This is a genomic window from Comamonas sp. 14P8.1.4, assembly GCF_057799285.1.
On record NZ_JBYOKN010000002.1, the window covers coordinates 363,704 to 375,225 of the forward strand.

The following is an 11,522-nucleotide window of genomic DNA, read 5'->3' on the forward strand; positions in this document are numbered from 1 at the left end:
ATGGCCCGTCTTGCCCCGGTGCTGCGGCTTCGCAGCAGGGCGGAAGTCGCATATCTTTGATGTGCAGGGTGGTGTTCACAGCGTTTCATGGCCCAACGGGCGTGACAGCTGGCTGCCGTGAAGTTTTGATAAGGGAACCATGCCACGCTTTGCCGCTAACCTCTCCCTGATGTACACCGAACTGCCGTTTTTGGCCCGCTTTGCAGCGGCTGCCAGAGATGGTTTCCGCGCGGTGGAATACCTGTTTCCTTACGCCTATCCCGCGCAAGAGCTGGCGGAAGTGCTGGACAAGCACGGACTCAAGCAGGTGCTGTTCAACGCACCACCGGGCGGGCGCGATCTGCCCGAGATGATGGCAGCCTGGGACCAGGGCATGCGCGGCACGCTGTGTCGCCCGGGCGAGGAGGCCAGCTTTCGCAATGGCGTGTGGGAGGCGCTGCGCTACGCGCAGGCGCTGCAGTGCCCGCGCATCCATGTGATGAGCGGCCTGATCCCGGAAGGCGCGGCACGCTATGCGCTGCGCAGCCGCGTGCTGTCCAATCTGCGCTGGGCGGCACAGGCGGCGGCGGATGTGGGCGTGGAGATCATGATTGAGCCGATCAACGGTCGTGACATGCCTGGCTACTACCTGCAAACCCAGGACCAGGCGCACAGCCTGGTGCAGACCGTGGCAGCGCCGAACCTGAAGGTGCAGATGGATCTGTACCACTGCCAAATTGCGGAGGGCGATGTGGCCACCAAGCTGCGCCGCTACCTGCCAACCGGGCGTGTCGGGCACATCCAGATTGCGGGCGTGCCCGAGCGGCATGAGCCGGATGTGGGCGAGCTCAATTACCGCTATCTGTTCGAGGTGATTGATGCGCTGCACTACCCGGGCTGGGTGGGCTGTGAATACCGCCCACGCAGCGGCACCAGCCAGGGGCTGGGCTGGATGCGGGATGTGTAAGTGTTGAAAAAGTGAGCGTGTAGCGCTCGAACCATCTTGATTTCAGGCTGTTTTGTGTCTGAAAGCCATAAAAAATGAGCGCCTAGCGCTCATTTTTTATGGGGGTGCTTACTTGAGCCAGCCGCGTTTGCGGAAGTACAGCATGGGGCCCACGGCGCTGGCAATCATCAGCAGCACCACATAGCCATAGCCAAACTCCCACTCCAGCTCGGGCATGAAGCGGAAGTTCATGCCGTAGACGCTGGCGATCAAGGTGGGCGGCAGCAAGGCCACGCTGGCCACCGAGAAGATCTTGATGATCTTGTTCTGGTTGATGTTCAGGAAACCGACGGTGGCATCCATCAAGAAGTTGATCTTGTCGAACAAGAACGCGGTGTGGCTGTCCAGCGACTCAATGTCGCGCAGGATCTGGCGCGCTTCTTCAAACTGCTCGGCATTGAGCATTTTGCTGCGCATCATGAAGCTGACAGCGCGGCGCGTGTCCAGCATGTTGCGGCGGATGCGGCCGTTCAAGTCTTCCTGGCGCGCAATATCGGCCAGCACGGCTTGCGCTTGGTCGTCGGTGACGTTGCCGTCCAGCACGCGGGCGCTGACGTGCTTGAGGTCGTCGTAAATGCCTTCCAGCGTGTCGGCGGAGTATTCGGCGTCCGCGTCGAACAGCTTGAGCAGCACATCCTTGGCGTCTTCAATCAGGCCCGGCGCACGGCGCGCGCGCAGGCGCAGCAGGCGGAAGACCGGAATGTCTTCTTCGTGGATGGAAAACAGCACGCCGCAGGACTTCAGCTCGGTGTTGTGCTGGTTCAGGATGTAGGCCACGCGCACGCTGCGGGGGTCTTCCTCGTCGTCCAGCAAAAAGTCGCTGCGAATGTGCAGATCGCCGTTGTCTTCTTCGTAAAAGCGGGCGGACTCTTCGATGTCCAGGTCCATCGCATCGTCAGGAATGGACAGGCCGTAGTGCTGCTTGACCCAGCGTTTTTCTTCGGGTGTGGGCGACTCCAGGTCGACCCAGATGGGCTGGAAGCGGGTCAACTCTTCCAGCGATTCGATTTCTTCCTGAACCAAGCGTCCGTTGGACAGCGAAAAAATATTGAGCATACGGCTCTCCCAAATGTTGTTGTGGCTTTGGCGGGGGAAAGATGGGGCACGCTTCCAATCCTTTCTCATGCCGCCCAAAACCTGGGGGAGAGGGGATGGAAGCTACCAACTAGGGTAGGTTTCCACAGTGATATCTCGTAAATATGACAAGCCTGCGATTATGCCGGGCCTGCATGGAGTGTGCAGGGACAGCGTCCCTCAGGCACACGGCGCGTCAAGCGGCTGAGGGTGGGCGCAGCGCGTGTGCGCGGCACAAGTCCGCCCAGGCCGCAGGTTTGGCGTGGGGAGAACGCAGCAGGTAGGCGGGGTCATAGCTGACCACGGCCGGGATTTGCTGCACCTGGTGGACCTGCGCGCGCAGGCGGCCCAAGGCCTCTTGGCTGCCCAGCACCGCACGCGCTGCGTGCAGGCCCAGCACCAGAATGCGTGCAGGGTGGGTCTGTTGCACACAGGCAGGCAGGCCTTGGTCAAGCGCTTGCCAGGTGACCGATTCCGCAGGCAGACCCGCCACGGCCAAGGCCTCGTGGCCAGGGCGCTGCATGCCGGCAATCCATACGTGTGCGCTGTGGTGCAGGCGCAAGGCGCGCAGCATGTTGTTGAGCAGCTTGCCTGTGTCGCCCTCCAGCGGCGCGGTGGGGTTGGCACACTCCCAGATCACCAGCCAGGCATCGGCCGCATTGCCGCCGGTGGCAGCCGGGTAGGCCTGGACGGCGGGGGCCATGCGCCAAGCGATGGGGGCGGCGGCTTCAGCATCAACCGCTGGAGCGGCCACGGCGGGTGTGCTGGCTGCCACAGGGGCTGGCATGGGTGCAGGCACTGGTGTGGGTGCTGGGTGCACGGTGGCCGGCGCCACCGCCATGGGGGCGGCAGGGCTTGCGACGGCCGCAGCCACGGCTTCGCGCTGCACCACCGCAGCAGCGGGTGCAGGCGAGACAGCCACAGGTTGGGGCAACCACAGTGTGATGCCCATTTCCTGCAGCATGGCGCGTTGGCGAGGGTCGAGGTTCAGGGCCATAGGGGCATGCTCATCAAGATGGCGGTTTCACGTTCGCCATGGTGTACCGGATAGTACTTCTTGCGCGCCCCCACTTGGGTAAAACCGTGGCGTTCATACAGCTGGCGTGCACGGGTATTGCTCTCGCGCACTTCCAGCCACAGCCATTGGGCTTTGGCGCTGTGGCGGCTCCAGTGCACCAGGCTGGCCAGCAGCTCACGCCCCAGCCCCTGCTTTTGGTGCAGGGGGGAGATGGTGATGTTGAGCAGATGCACCTCGTCGAGGATCTGCATGGCGATGAAGTAGCCCAGCACCACATCGTCTTGCATCAAGACCTGGGCAAAGTAACCACTGCGCAGCGCATCGGCAAAGTTGCCGGGCGTCCAGGGGTGGGAGAAAGCCACATTCTCAATGGGCAAGATGGCGTCCAGCAATGCAGGCGTCATGGGCACCAGGTGGTGGCCCGCAACCATGGGCACCGCCGCCTCCAGGGGGGCAGCGCTGGCGGCGTCCGTTGGCGGCTGGTGGTCCGTGTGCATCATGCGTGGGGCGGTGTGGGTGCGGCCTGGCGTTCGGCTTCGCGTTCGGCGGTGGTTTTGGCCACCTTATCGCGGATGTACAGCGGCAGCGCGTAGGAAGCACCAATCAGCTGACCATCGGCAATCAGCGCAGGGGCCAGGCGGAGCAGTGCGGTGGCGGTGGGCAGCGCGGGCAGGTGGGTGGCGCCAGGGGCCAGGCGGTCGGGATAGACGGCATGGGCATTGCCCACCACCGGTGTGCCCGCAGGCACCGACAGCGCCTCTGGGGCGCTCAGGCCCAGCTCCTGGGTGGCTGCCCAGCGCTGATCTTGCCAGCGGTAGCCTGCGTGGTAGACCTCGGACATGCGCGCATCCAGCACGGCCATGACCTCGGTGCTGCCGTGCAGGTGGCGGGCTTCTTCGGCCACGGCCAGCAAGGTGTCGATGGGCAGCAGGGGCAAGTTGGCGCCAAAGGCCAGGCCCTGGGCAATCGCGCAAGAGGTGCGCAAGCCGGTGAACGAGCCAGGACCACGGCCAAACACGATGGCCTTAAGGTCGGCCAGCTGCAAATCCTGCGCCTTCAGGCCTTCCTGGATGGCCGGAATCAGAGTGGCTGACGAGTTAGCGCCTCCGGCTGCTTGGTGTTGCCACAGCTGGTCGCCACGCTGGATGGCGATAAACAAGGTGTCGGTGCTGGTGTCAAAAGCAAGCAAATTCATGGTGCGCACTACAAGGATAAGCCTGGCGCAGAGCGCGCCAAAGCGCTCAATTATCGACCGCGTGGCCCGCTTGCGTGCAGGGGCTCCGCCAAAACCGCGTGGGCCACCACTACACTTTGTGGCTATGTCCCCAACCCTGATGTGGCGCAGCCTGCGCCTGAGTGTGGCTGGCGTGGCGCTGGCCGGTGCCGGTGCAGCGCTGGCGCAATCGTTGCCAGCCCCGGTCGAAGCGGCGCTGGCGCGTGCCCAAATTCCCCGTGAAACGGTGTCGCTGTATGTGGCCCCCGTGGAAAGCCGCAAACCCGCGCGTCTGACCTGGCAGCCCGTCAGCCCGATGAACCCGGCCTCGGTGATGAAACTGGTCACCACCTATGCCGCCCTGGAGCAGTTGGGCCCCGCCTACGTGTGGCGCACGCCGGTGTACCTGGATGGCGTGGTGGACAACGGCGCATTCCGTGGCACGGTCTATATCAAGGGATCGGGCGATCCCAAGCTGGTGTCCGAGCGCCTGTGGCTGATGCTGGGTCGCCTGCAGGGCATGGGCGTGCAGGTCATCGTGGGTGACATCGTGATCGACCGCACGGCCTTCCAGGTGCAGGGCCATGATGCTGCGGCGTTCGACGGCGAGCCATTCAAACCCTACAACGCAGGCCCCGATGCGCTGCTGGTGAACTACAAAACCCAGGTGCTGGGCTTTATGCCGGACCCCGCTGCCGGGGTGGCCCGCATTCACTATGAATTGCCTATGGGCCATCTGCAGGCCCCGCAGAGCGTGCCCCTGGCCCCAGCAGGTACCGCCTGCGGAGACTGGCGCACGCAGCTGCAGGCGGACTGGTCAGACCCGCAGCGCATCCAGCTGGCCGGGCGCTACCCCGCCAGCTGTGGCGACAAAAACTGGCCGGTGGCGCTGGCAGATCCGCAAAGCTTCGCGTTGAAAGCAGTGGAAGGCATGTGGCGCAGCATGGGCGGTCAGCTTACGGGCAGCGTGCGCGATGGCGTGGTGCCTGCCGGGCTGAAGCCCGCGTGGGAGAACCAGTCGCCTGCGCTGGCCGAGGTGGTGCGTGACATCAACAAATACAGCAACAACGTGATGACGCAGCAGGTGCTGCTGACGCTGGGCAAAGAACGCCTGGGCACTGGCAGCTTTGAGGCCGGGCGCGCCGCGCTGGCGCAGTGGTGGCAGCTGCGCTGGCCGGCGGCAGACATGCCGGTGGTGGAAAACGGCGCAGGCCTGAGCCGCGATGCCCGCATCAGCGCCCAAGCGCTGGGCCGCATGCTGCAGGCTGCGTGGTCGTCGTCGGTGATGCCGGAGTTTGTGGCCTCCATGCCGATTTCCGGGATGGACGGCACGCTGCGCCGCAGCAAAGCCAGTGCGAACGCCCACCTGAAAACCGGTTCACTGCGTGACACCAATGCGCTGGCCGGTTATGTGCACGGCAACAGCGGCCAGCGCTATGTGCTGGTGGCGCTGATCAACCATGCCAATGCGGGCAATGCCCGCCCGGTGCTGGATGCGTTGGTGGACTGGGTGGCGCAGGACTGAGGGCCGCAAGGGCTGACAGCATTTTTTGTGCTGGGTCCGGGCATCCTATTTGATGCCCGGACCCTTGCCGAAACACTGCTTGGTGTGTGTCAAGGTTTGGGAGAGCATGGCTTTTTGAATGGAGGCCATGCCATGGATATGCACCACATCCCCTTCGGGACGACAGATTGGTCCCTTATTCCGCGATCCGAGCATTCGGCACAAGCAGGACAAGCTTTTTGGCAAACGCAGCAATTTGGCAGCATTCGCGTGCGCATGGTGGAGTACACCCCCGGTTATGTCTCCGACCACTGGTGCCGCAAAGGCCATGTGTTGCTGTGCTTGGAGGGGGAGCTGCACACCGACTTGGAGGATGGACGCAGCTTCACATTGGTGCCGGGCATGAGCTACCAAGTTGCGGATGGCGTGGACGCCCATCGCTCCCGCGCCCCACGTGGCGCCAAGCTTTTTATCGTGGATTGATACCAACTTGCGTAAGCACGCCGGTCCAAGCGCTGAGTTCAAGGGAGCGCAACGGGCGCATTAGCCCGCCGCTGCTGCGCGCTGCAGGCGGTCGCGCACGCCTTCCCAGTCGGCGGTGTCGGGTGGGGTTTCAATCCAGATCAGCTTCGCGCCGATCTCGTCAAAGTCACGCAATGCGCTGAACAGCTCGTGGGCGGTGCCCAGGGCTTGCTGGGGCATGGCCCGCAGGTGCACGCCCTTGGAGGCATTTTGGAGCGCGCTGCGGTGGTAGACGGCAATGTTTTTGCCATCGGCACCCAGTACATCCAATGCAGATTGCAGCTGCTTGGCATCCATCAGCCGCACTTTGGCGTTCGGTGCATAGTGGGCCAAAAGTGTGCCGGAGGCGCGCGGGGTATGCGCTGGCAGCTCTTCTTTGGAGAGTGGGCGCTGACCGCAGGCTCGCTCGATATCGTCGCGTGTGATGGCGCCGGGGCGCAGCAGCACGGGAATGCCGCGCGTGCAGTCGACGATGGTCGATTCAATGCCCACTTCGCAGGCACCGCCGTCCAGCACCAGCAAGTCGTCACCAAATTCGGTAGCAACATGCGCTGCCGTGGTGGGGCTGACGCGGCCAAACTTGTTGGCACTGGGCGCCGAGACACCCCACACGGGCGGATTCAGCTGCTGGCAGGCCACGAGCACGGCATGCGCTACCGGGTGGCTGGGGCAGCGCAGGCCCACGCTGTCTTGGCCGCCGGTGGAGGCTTTGGCGGCATCGGGCAGGCGCGGCAGGATCAGGGTGAGCGGGCCGGGCCAGAAAGCATCGATCAGTTGCTGGGCAAAGACCGGCACTTCCTTGGCATAGCGGGTGATGGCGTCGGCGCTTGCCACGTGCACGATCAGCGGATGGTTGGCCGGGCGGCCCTTGGCGGTAAAGATCTGAGCCACGGCCGCGTCGTTGTCGCTGTCTGCGGCCAGGCCATAGACCGTCTCGGTGGGCAGGCCCAGCAGCTGGCCTTGTTGCAGGGCAACGGCTGCAGCTTGTACCGAGGCGTTCAGCGTTCCATCCAGAATCACGTCAGTTCCTTAAAACGCTGCAATGCCGAGGATTTCGGCAGCCTTGAGCGCAGTTGCACGCGCCTTTTCGGGCGTGGCGGCGGTGATGTTCAGGTGCCCCATCTTGCGGGCGCGCTTGGCATCGACCTTGCCGTACAGGTGCAGGTGGCAGCCGGGCAGGGCCAGCACCTGGTCCCACGCAGGGGTCTTGGCGGTATCGCTGTCCTTGAACCACAGGTCACCCAGCAGGTTCAGCATGATGCTGGCGCTGTGCAGGCGGGGCTGCACCAGGGGCAGGCCGGTCATGCAGCGCACTTGCAGTTCAAACTGCGAGACATCGCAGCCGTTCTGGCTGTAGTGGCCGCTGTTGTGCGGGCGCGGTGCGATCTCGTTGACCACGAGTGAGCCGTCTTGCAGCACAAAGAATTCCACGCACAGCACGCCGACGTAGTTCAAGCCTTCTGCTACAGACTTCGCAGCAGCTAGCGCTTGTGCTACTTGGGTTGAAGGTGGATTTCCTTCGTAAACCTCGGTGACCGCCAAAATGCCGTCGCGGTGCAGATTGCGCTGCACGGGCAGGTTGACGATGCTGCCGTTGCGGCCACGTGCCACGATGACGGAGCATTCGTGCGCCAGCGGCAGCATTTTTTCCAGCACGCAGGCCACGCGGCCCAGCTCGTCCCACGCCTTGGCGAGTTCTTCCAGGGTTTTGACACGCACCTGGCCCTTGCCGTCGTAGCCCATGCGCGATGTTTTCAAAATGCCGGGCAGCAAATCGGCCGCTACGGCGGCCAGTTGTTCGGGCGTTTCGATCACGGCATGCGGGGCCACGGGCACGCCGCACTTCACAAAGTGCGCTTTTTCGGCGGCACGGTCCTGGGCAATGGCCACGGAGGCGCCGGCGGGCGATACGGGCAGGCTTTGCGCCAGGGTGTTGAGCGCACCGGCGGGCACGTTCTCAAACTCGGTGGTCACGGCCGCGCACAGCTGGGCCAGCTCGGCCAGCCCTTGGGCGTCTTCGTAACCGGTGCGAATGTGGTGGTGGCTGACCAGGCCGGCAGGGCTGGTCGCATCCTTGTCCAGCACGGCGGTGAAGTAGCCCATTGCTTGTGCGGCATGGGCAAACATGCGGCCCAGCTGGCCGCCGCCGAGCACGCCCAGCGTGGCGCCGGGCAGGATCACGTGCGTGTCGTTGACGCTCATGCGGCCACCGGTGGCAAGGTCATGGCGCGGGCAGCAGCGGTCTGCTCGGCGCGGAAGGCTTCGAGCTTGGCGCGCAGGGCCGGGTCTTCATTGGCCAGCAGGGCCACGGCGAACAGGGCTGCGTTGGCGGCACCGGCTGCGCCGATGGCGAAAGTGGCCACAGGCACGCCCTTGGGCATTTGCACGATGGAGTGCAGCGAATCCACACCTTGCAGGTGGCGGCTGGCCACAGGCACGCCCAGCACGGGCACGGTGGTCTTGGCGGCAATCATGCCTGGCAGGTGGGCAGCGCCACCGGCACCGGCAATGATGGCTTTGAGGCCGCGGTTGGCAGCGGCTTCAGCGTAGCGGAACATGTCGTCCGGCATGCGGTGGGCCGAGACCACTTGCGCTTCGTGGGCGATACCGAATTGCTGGAGGATGGCAACTGCGTGTTGCATGGTGTCCCAGTCGCTGCTGGAACCCATGACCACACCGATCTGGATGGGGTTCATGTTCTCTCTCAAAGGGCGCTTGCGGCCCGGCCAAGTGGAAGCGCTGATTTTACGGGTATCCCCCAGTCAGAGAGGGTTGCGGGGTCGTCTGTGCTGCCGCAGCCTTGAAATCGCGCACGACAAGCCTATCTGGAAAGAGGCTGGCCGAATTGCTAGAGAATGCGTGTTGTACGCCTGTCGGGCACCGATGGACTGGGTGCGCCTTGCGCGCGCCGCACAGAGAACAATTTCATGATTGATATCACCCTTGAAAATTTTGAAGCCGAGGTGGTTGCCTCGTCGATGGCCATCCCTGTGCTGGTGGACTTCTGGGCCACCTGGTGCGGCCCCTGCAAGACGCTGATTCCCACCCTGGAAAAACTCGAAGCCGAGTACGCGGGCCGCTTCAAGCTGGCCAAGGTGGATGTGGATGCCAACCAGCAAATCGCCGGCATGTTCGGCATTCGCAGCGTGCCAACCTGCGTGCTGATGATCGGCGGGCGCCCGGTGGATGGGTTCCAGGGGGCGCAAACCGAAGGCCAGGTACGCCAGTTTCTGGACAAGCACCTGCCCTCCGAAGGCGAGCTGGTAGCCGAGGCCGAAGTCGATGAGGCGCAGCAGATGCTGGAGTCGGGCGACACCCAGGCAGCGCTGCAGAAGCTGGCAGAGGCCCTGCAGGCAGATCCCGCCAACGACGATGCGCGCTTTGACTATGTGCGCCTGCTGATCACCACGGGCGATTACGCCCAGGCGGCCGACCTGCTGCACGAGCCCCTCAAGCGCCTGCCCAAGCCCATGCAGTTTGAAGCGCTGCACCAGTGGCTGCAGTGCATGCTGTTTGTGCACAACGATGAGCGCGGCAACTGGGAACTGGCGCAGTTTGATGCGCTCATCGCCCAGAACAAGCGCGACTTCGACACCCGCTTTGCCAAGTCCCAGGTGCTGGCCGCAGAAGGCCAGTGGACCGTGGCCATGGACGAGCTGCTGGAAATCATCATGCGCGACAAGGAATGGAACGGCCAGGCCGCCCGCAAGCTGCTGGTCGGTATTCTGGAACTGATTACGCCCGCCAAACCGAAGAAGCAAGATGCAGTCCCCGGCAAGAGCGCTGGCGGCATTGAGCTGCTGGGCAAGAACACGGCTGAGCAGGATGAGATGACTGCGCTGGTCAACAGCTACCGCCGCAAGCTGAGCATGGCGCTGAATTAAGCGCCTGCGTTGCGGTGGTTGCACCGTATAAAAAAGGAGCCCTGGTGGCTCCTTTTTTTGTGTGCCTTTGCACCCGTTGGATGCCCGGTTGTGCAAGCCAATGCTTGAAAACCATAGCGATTTGCGCTTGATAAACCTGGGTATCAAGGGTGTTGGGCTGTCAGCGCCAGGTTTTACCAGTGCTGGCAGCTCTGCTTATCGGAGCGTGGCCAGCAAGTCCTGCGTATGGGGGGTGGGCTCTGGCACGCTGTAGATGCTGGGGTCTGCCTGGATCATGCGGGCATCGAAACGCTGGCCCGACAGGTAGTCGCGCACCGATTGCAGCACGACGGGGCTGCGGTGCAGGTGGGCGGTGGCCTGCAGCTCTTCCAGCGTCAGCCAGACGGCGCGCACAATGCCTTCGTCGAGCAGGCGGTGGGCGTGGTGCTGACCCAGCTGGCCGGTGAAGGCAAAGCGCATATAGGTGATGTCGGAGCCGGTGCGGGTGCGGATGAACCGGTTCATATAGATGCCGACCAGATCCGTGGGCTGGAAGCTGTAAGCGGTCTCCTCCAGCACTTCGCGGGCACAGGCCTGCAGCGGTGTCTCGGCAGGGTCGAGGTGGCCGGCAGGGGTGTTCAGGCGCAAGCCGTCGGCCGTGTTTTCTTCCACCAGCAAAAAGCGCTGATCGCGTTCAATCACGGCTGAGACCGTGACGTTCGGTTTCCATCGGTTAGGCATGCGGGGATTATCGCGACGCTGGCGCGGGCGTTTGTCAGCGAATGTCTCGATTATCAGAAATCAGAGCGTCATCGTCATGTACAGAGCGCCATCACCATAGGTTTTCAGGTGGGTGGACTGTTGTGCATCCATGACGGGGCATACAGAAAAACCTTGACGTTCCCAATAGGCGCGAGAGCCTTGGACCGAGACCAGTGCGGCCTGGTACAGCCCGCGCTGGCGAGCGTGCTGCAGGGTGTGTTGCAGCAGGTGGCGTGCCACCCCTTGCCCGGCCAGTGCGGGCAGCACGGACATGTCGTGCAGGAACAGCACCTGCTCACCCTTTGATGGGGCGGCAAAAGGGGCGTTCAGCGGGGTGATCTTTCCTGGGTTGGACCAGTAGGCCGCCAGATAGGCCTGCAGCGCGTGTGTGCCTGCTGCCACCACGCCGATGGAGCAGTGGTGCGCACAGCCCAGGCGCTGGGCGAACACGTCACGGCTTTCCAGAAAACCATCGCCATAGCAGATGGTTTGCACATGCAGCAGGCTGTCAACGTCGTGTACTTCCAGAGGGCGCACGATCCAGGGAGAAGGCAGGGCAGACACAGTCATAGCCTGCATTA

13 protein-coding genes are annotated in these 11,522 nt (G+C 63.6%); 4 read left to right on the top strand and 9 right to left on the bottom strand.

The features are described 5' to 3' along the window. Window positions 1–139 precede the first annotated feature (139 nt). Complete coding sequence (gene otnI, locus AC27VO_RS06355) at window positions 140–946, top strand: 2-oxo-tetronate isomerase (RefSeq protein WP_488665869.1); 807 nt, start codon at window positions 140–142, stop codon at window positions 944–946. Between the two features lie 108 nt (window positions 947–1,054). On the opposite strand, the gene corA is transcribed toward otnI, so the two are convergent. The 4 genes from corA to tsaB form a co-directional block, all read right to left on the bottom strand. Further along, window positions 1,055–2,041: a magnesium/cobalt transporter CorA gene (corA, locus tag AC27VO_RS06360; protein WP_488665870.1), complete on the bottom strand. Its 987-nt coding sequence runs from the start codon at window positions 2,039–2,041 to the stop codon at window positions 1,055–1,057. A 214-nt stretch (window positions 2,042–2,255) separates the two neighbouring features. Then, window positions 2,256–3,056 (bottom strand): uracil-DNA glycosylase family protein, encoded by an 801-nt coding sequence (locus AC27VO_RS06365; RefSeq protein WP_488665871.1) that lies wholly within the window; start codon window positions 3,054–3,056, stop codon window positions 2,256–2,258. After that, window positions 3,047–3,577, bottom strand: a complete 531-nt coding sequence (rimI, locus tag AC27VO_RS06370; RefSeq protein WP_488665872.1) for a ribosomal protein S18-alanine N-acetyltransferase — start codon at window positions 3,575–3,577, stop codon at window positions 3,047–3,049. The genes AC27VO_RS06365 and rimI overlap by 10 nt, the downstream gene beginning before the upstream one ends. After that, entirely contained in the window at window positions 3,574–4,272 is a 699-nt protein-coding gene (tsaB, locus tag AC27VO_RS06375) for a tRNA (adenosine(37)-N6)-threonylcarbamoyltransferase complex dimerization subunit type 1 TsaB (protein ID WP_488665873.1), read from the bottom strand. Before tsaB ends, rimI begins: the two co-directional genes overlap by 4 nt. A 124-nt stretch (window positions 4,273–4,396) precedes the next feature. Here tsaB and dacB point away from each other — a divergent pair, with 124 nt between their 5' ends. Both dacB and AC27VO_RS06385 read left to right on the top strand, forming a co-directional pair. Further along, entirely contained in the window at window positions 4,397–5,815 is a 1,419-nt protein-coding gene (gene dacB, locus AC27VO_RS06380; RefSeq protein WP_488665874.1) for a D-alanyl-D-alanine carboxypeptidase/D-alanyl-D-alanine endopeptidase, read from the top strand. 132 nt (window positions 5,816–5,947) lie between these two features. After that, complete coding sequence (locus AC27VO_RS06385; protein ID WP_488665875.1) at window positions 5,948–6,277, top strand: DHCW motif cupin fold protein; 330 nt, start codon at window positions 5,948–5,950, stop codon at window positions 6,275–6,277. Between the two features lie 60 nt (window positions 6,278–6,337). Here AC27VO_RS06385 and AC27VO_RS06390 read toward each other — a convergent pair whose 3' ends face one another. Genes AC27VO_RS06390 through purE form a run of 3 tightly spaced genes read right to left on the bottom strand, consistent with a single transcriptional unit; the run spans window position 6,338 to window position 9,012 of the window. After that, on the bottom strand, window positions 6,338–7,336 hold the full coding sequence (locus AC27VO_RS06390) for an L-threonylcarbamoyladenylate synthase (protein WP_488665876.1): 999 nt from the start codon (window positions 7,334–7,336) through the stop codon (window positions 6,338–6,340). A gap of 9 nt (window positions 7,337–7,345) precedes the next feature. Next, entirely contained in the window at window positions 7,346–8,518 is a 1,173-nt protein-coding gene (locus AC27VO_RS06395) for a 5-(carboxyamino)imidazole ribonucleotide synthase (protein WP_488665877.1), read from the bottom strand. Next, a complete protein-coding gene (gene purE, locus AC27VO_RS06400; RefSeq protein WP_488665878.1) occupies window positions 8,515–9,012 on the bottom strand; it encodes a 5-(carboxyamino)imidazole ribonucleotide mutase in 498 nt (165 codons plus the stop codon). Before purE ends, AC27VO_RS06395 begins: the two co-directional genes overlap by 4 nt. Before the next feature lie 231 nt (window positions 9,013–9,243). Between purE and trxA the strand changes: the two genes are divergently transcribed. Further along, window positions 9,244–10,200 carry a thioredoxin gene (gene trxA, locus AC27VO_RS06405; protein WP_488665993.1) on the top strand — a complete coding sequence of 319 codons (957 nt, stop codon included), beginning with the start codon at window positions 9,244–9,246 and terminating at the stop codon, window positions 10,198–10,200. A 195-nt stretch (window positions 10,201–10,395) separates the two neighbouring features. Here trxA and AC27VO_RS06410 read toward each other — a convergent pair whose 3' ends face one another. Continuing rightward, window positions 10,396–10,920: an NUDIX hydrolase gene (locus AC27VO_RS06410; RefSeq protein ID WP_488665879.1), complete on the bottom strand. Its 525-nt coding sequence runs from the start codon at window positions 10,918–10,920 to the stop codon at window positions 10,396–10,398. Window positions 10,921–10,980: 60 nt separating this feature from the next. After that, window positions 10,981–11,511 carry a GNAT family N-acetyltransferase gene (locus AC27VO_RS06415; protein ID WP_488665880.1) on the bottom strand — a complete coding sequence of 177 codons (531 nt, stop codon included), beginning with the start codon at window positions 11,509–11,511 and terminating at the stop codon, window positions 10,981–10,983. Window positions 11,512–11,522: the final 11 nt, after the last annotated feature.

Coding starts and splice junctions, on each gene's coding strand:
- otnI (WP_488665869.1), top strand. CDS start 140: ATGCCACGCTTTGCCGCTAACCTCTCCCTGATGTACACCGAACTGCCG.
- corA (WP_488665870.1), bottom strand. CDS start 2,041: ATGCTCAATATTTTTTCGCTGTCCAACGGACGCTTGGTTCAGGAAGAA.
- AC27VO_RS06365 (WP_488665871.1), bottom strand. CDS start 3,056: ATGGCCCTGAACCTCGACCCTCGCCAACGCGCCATGCTGCAGGAAATG.
- rimI (WP_488665872.1), bottom strand. CDS start 3,577: ATGATGCACACGGACCACCAGCCGCCAACGGACGCCGCCAGCGCTGCC.
- tsaB (WP_488665873.1), bottom strand. CDS start 4,272: ATGAATTTGCTTGCTTTTGACACCAGCACCGACACCTTGTTTATCGCC.
- dacB (WP_488665874.1), top strand. CDS start 4,397: ATGTCCCCAACCCTGATGTGGCGCAGCCTGCGCCTGAGTGTGGCTGGC.
- AC27VO_RS06385 (WP_488665875.1), top strand. CDS start 5,948: ATGGATATGCACCACATCCCCTTCGGGACGACAGATTGGTCCCTTATT.
- AC27VO_RS06395 (WP_488665877.1), bottom strand. CDS start 8,518: ATGAGCGTCAACGACACGCACGTGATCCTGCCCGGCGCCACGCTGGGC.
- purE (WP_488665878.1), bottom strand. CDS start 9,012: ATGAACCCCATCCAGATCGGTGTGGTCATGGGTTCCAGCAGCGACTGG.
- trxA (WP_488665993.1), top strand. CDS start 9,244: ATGATTGATATCACCCTTGAAAATTTTGAAGCCGAGGTGGTTGCCTCG.
- AC27VO_RS06410 (WP_488665879.1), bottom strand. CDS start 10,920: ATGCCTAACCGATGGAAACCGAACGTCACGGTCTCAGCCGTGATTGAA.
- AC27VO_RS06415 (WP_488665880.1), bottom strand. CDS start 11,511: ATGACTGTGTCTGCCCTGCCTTCTCCCTGGATCGTGCGCCCTCTGGAA.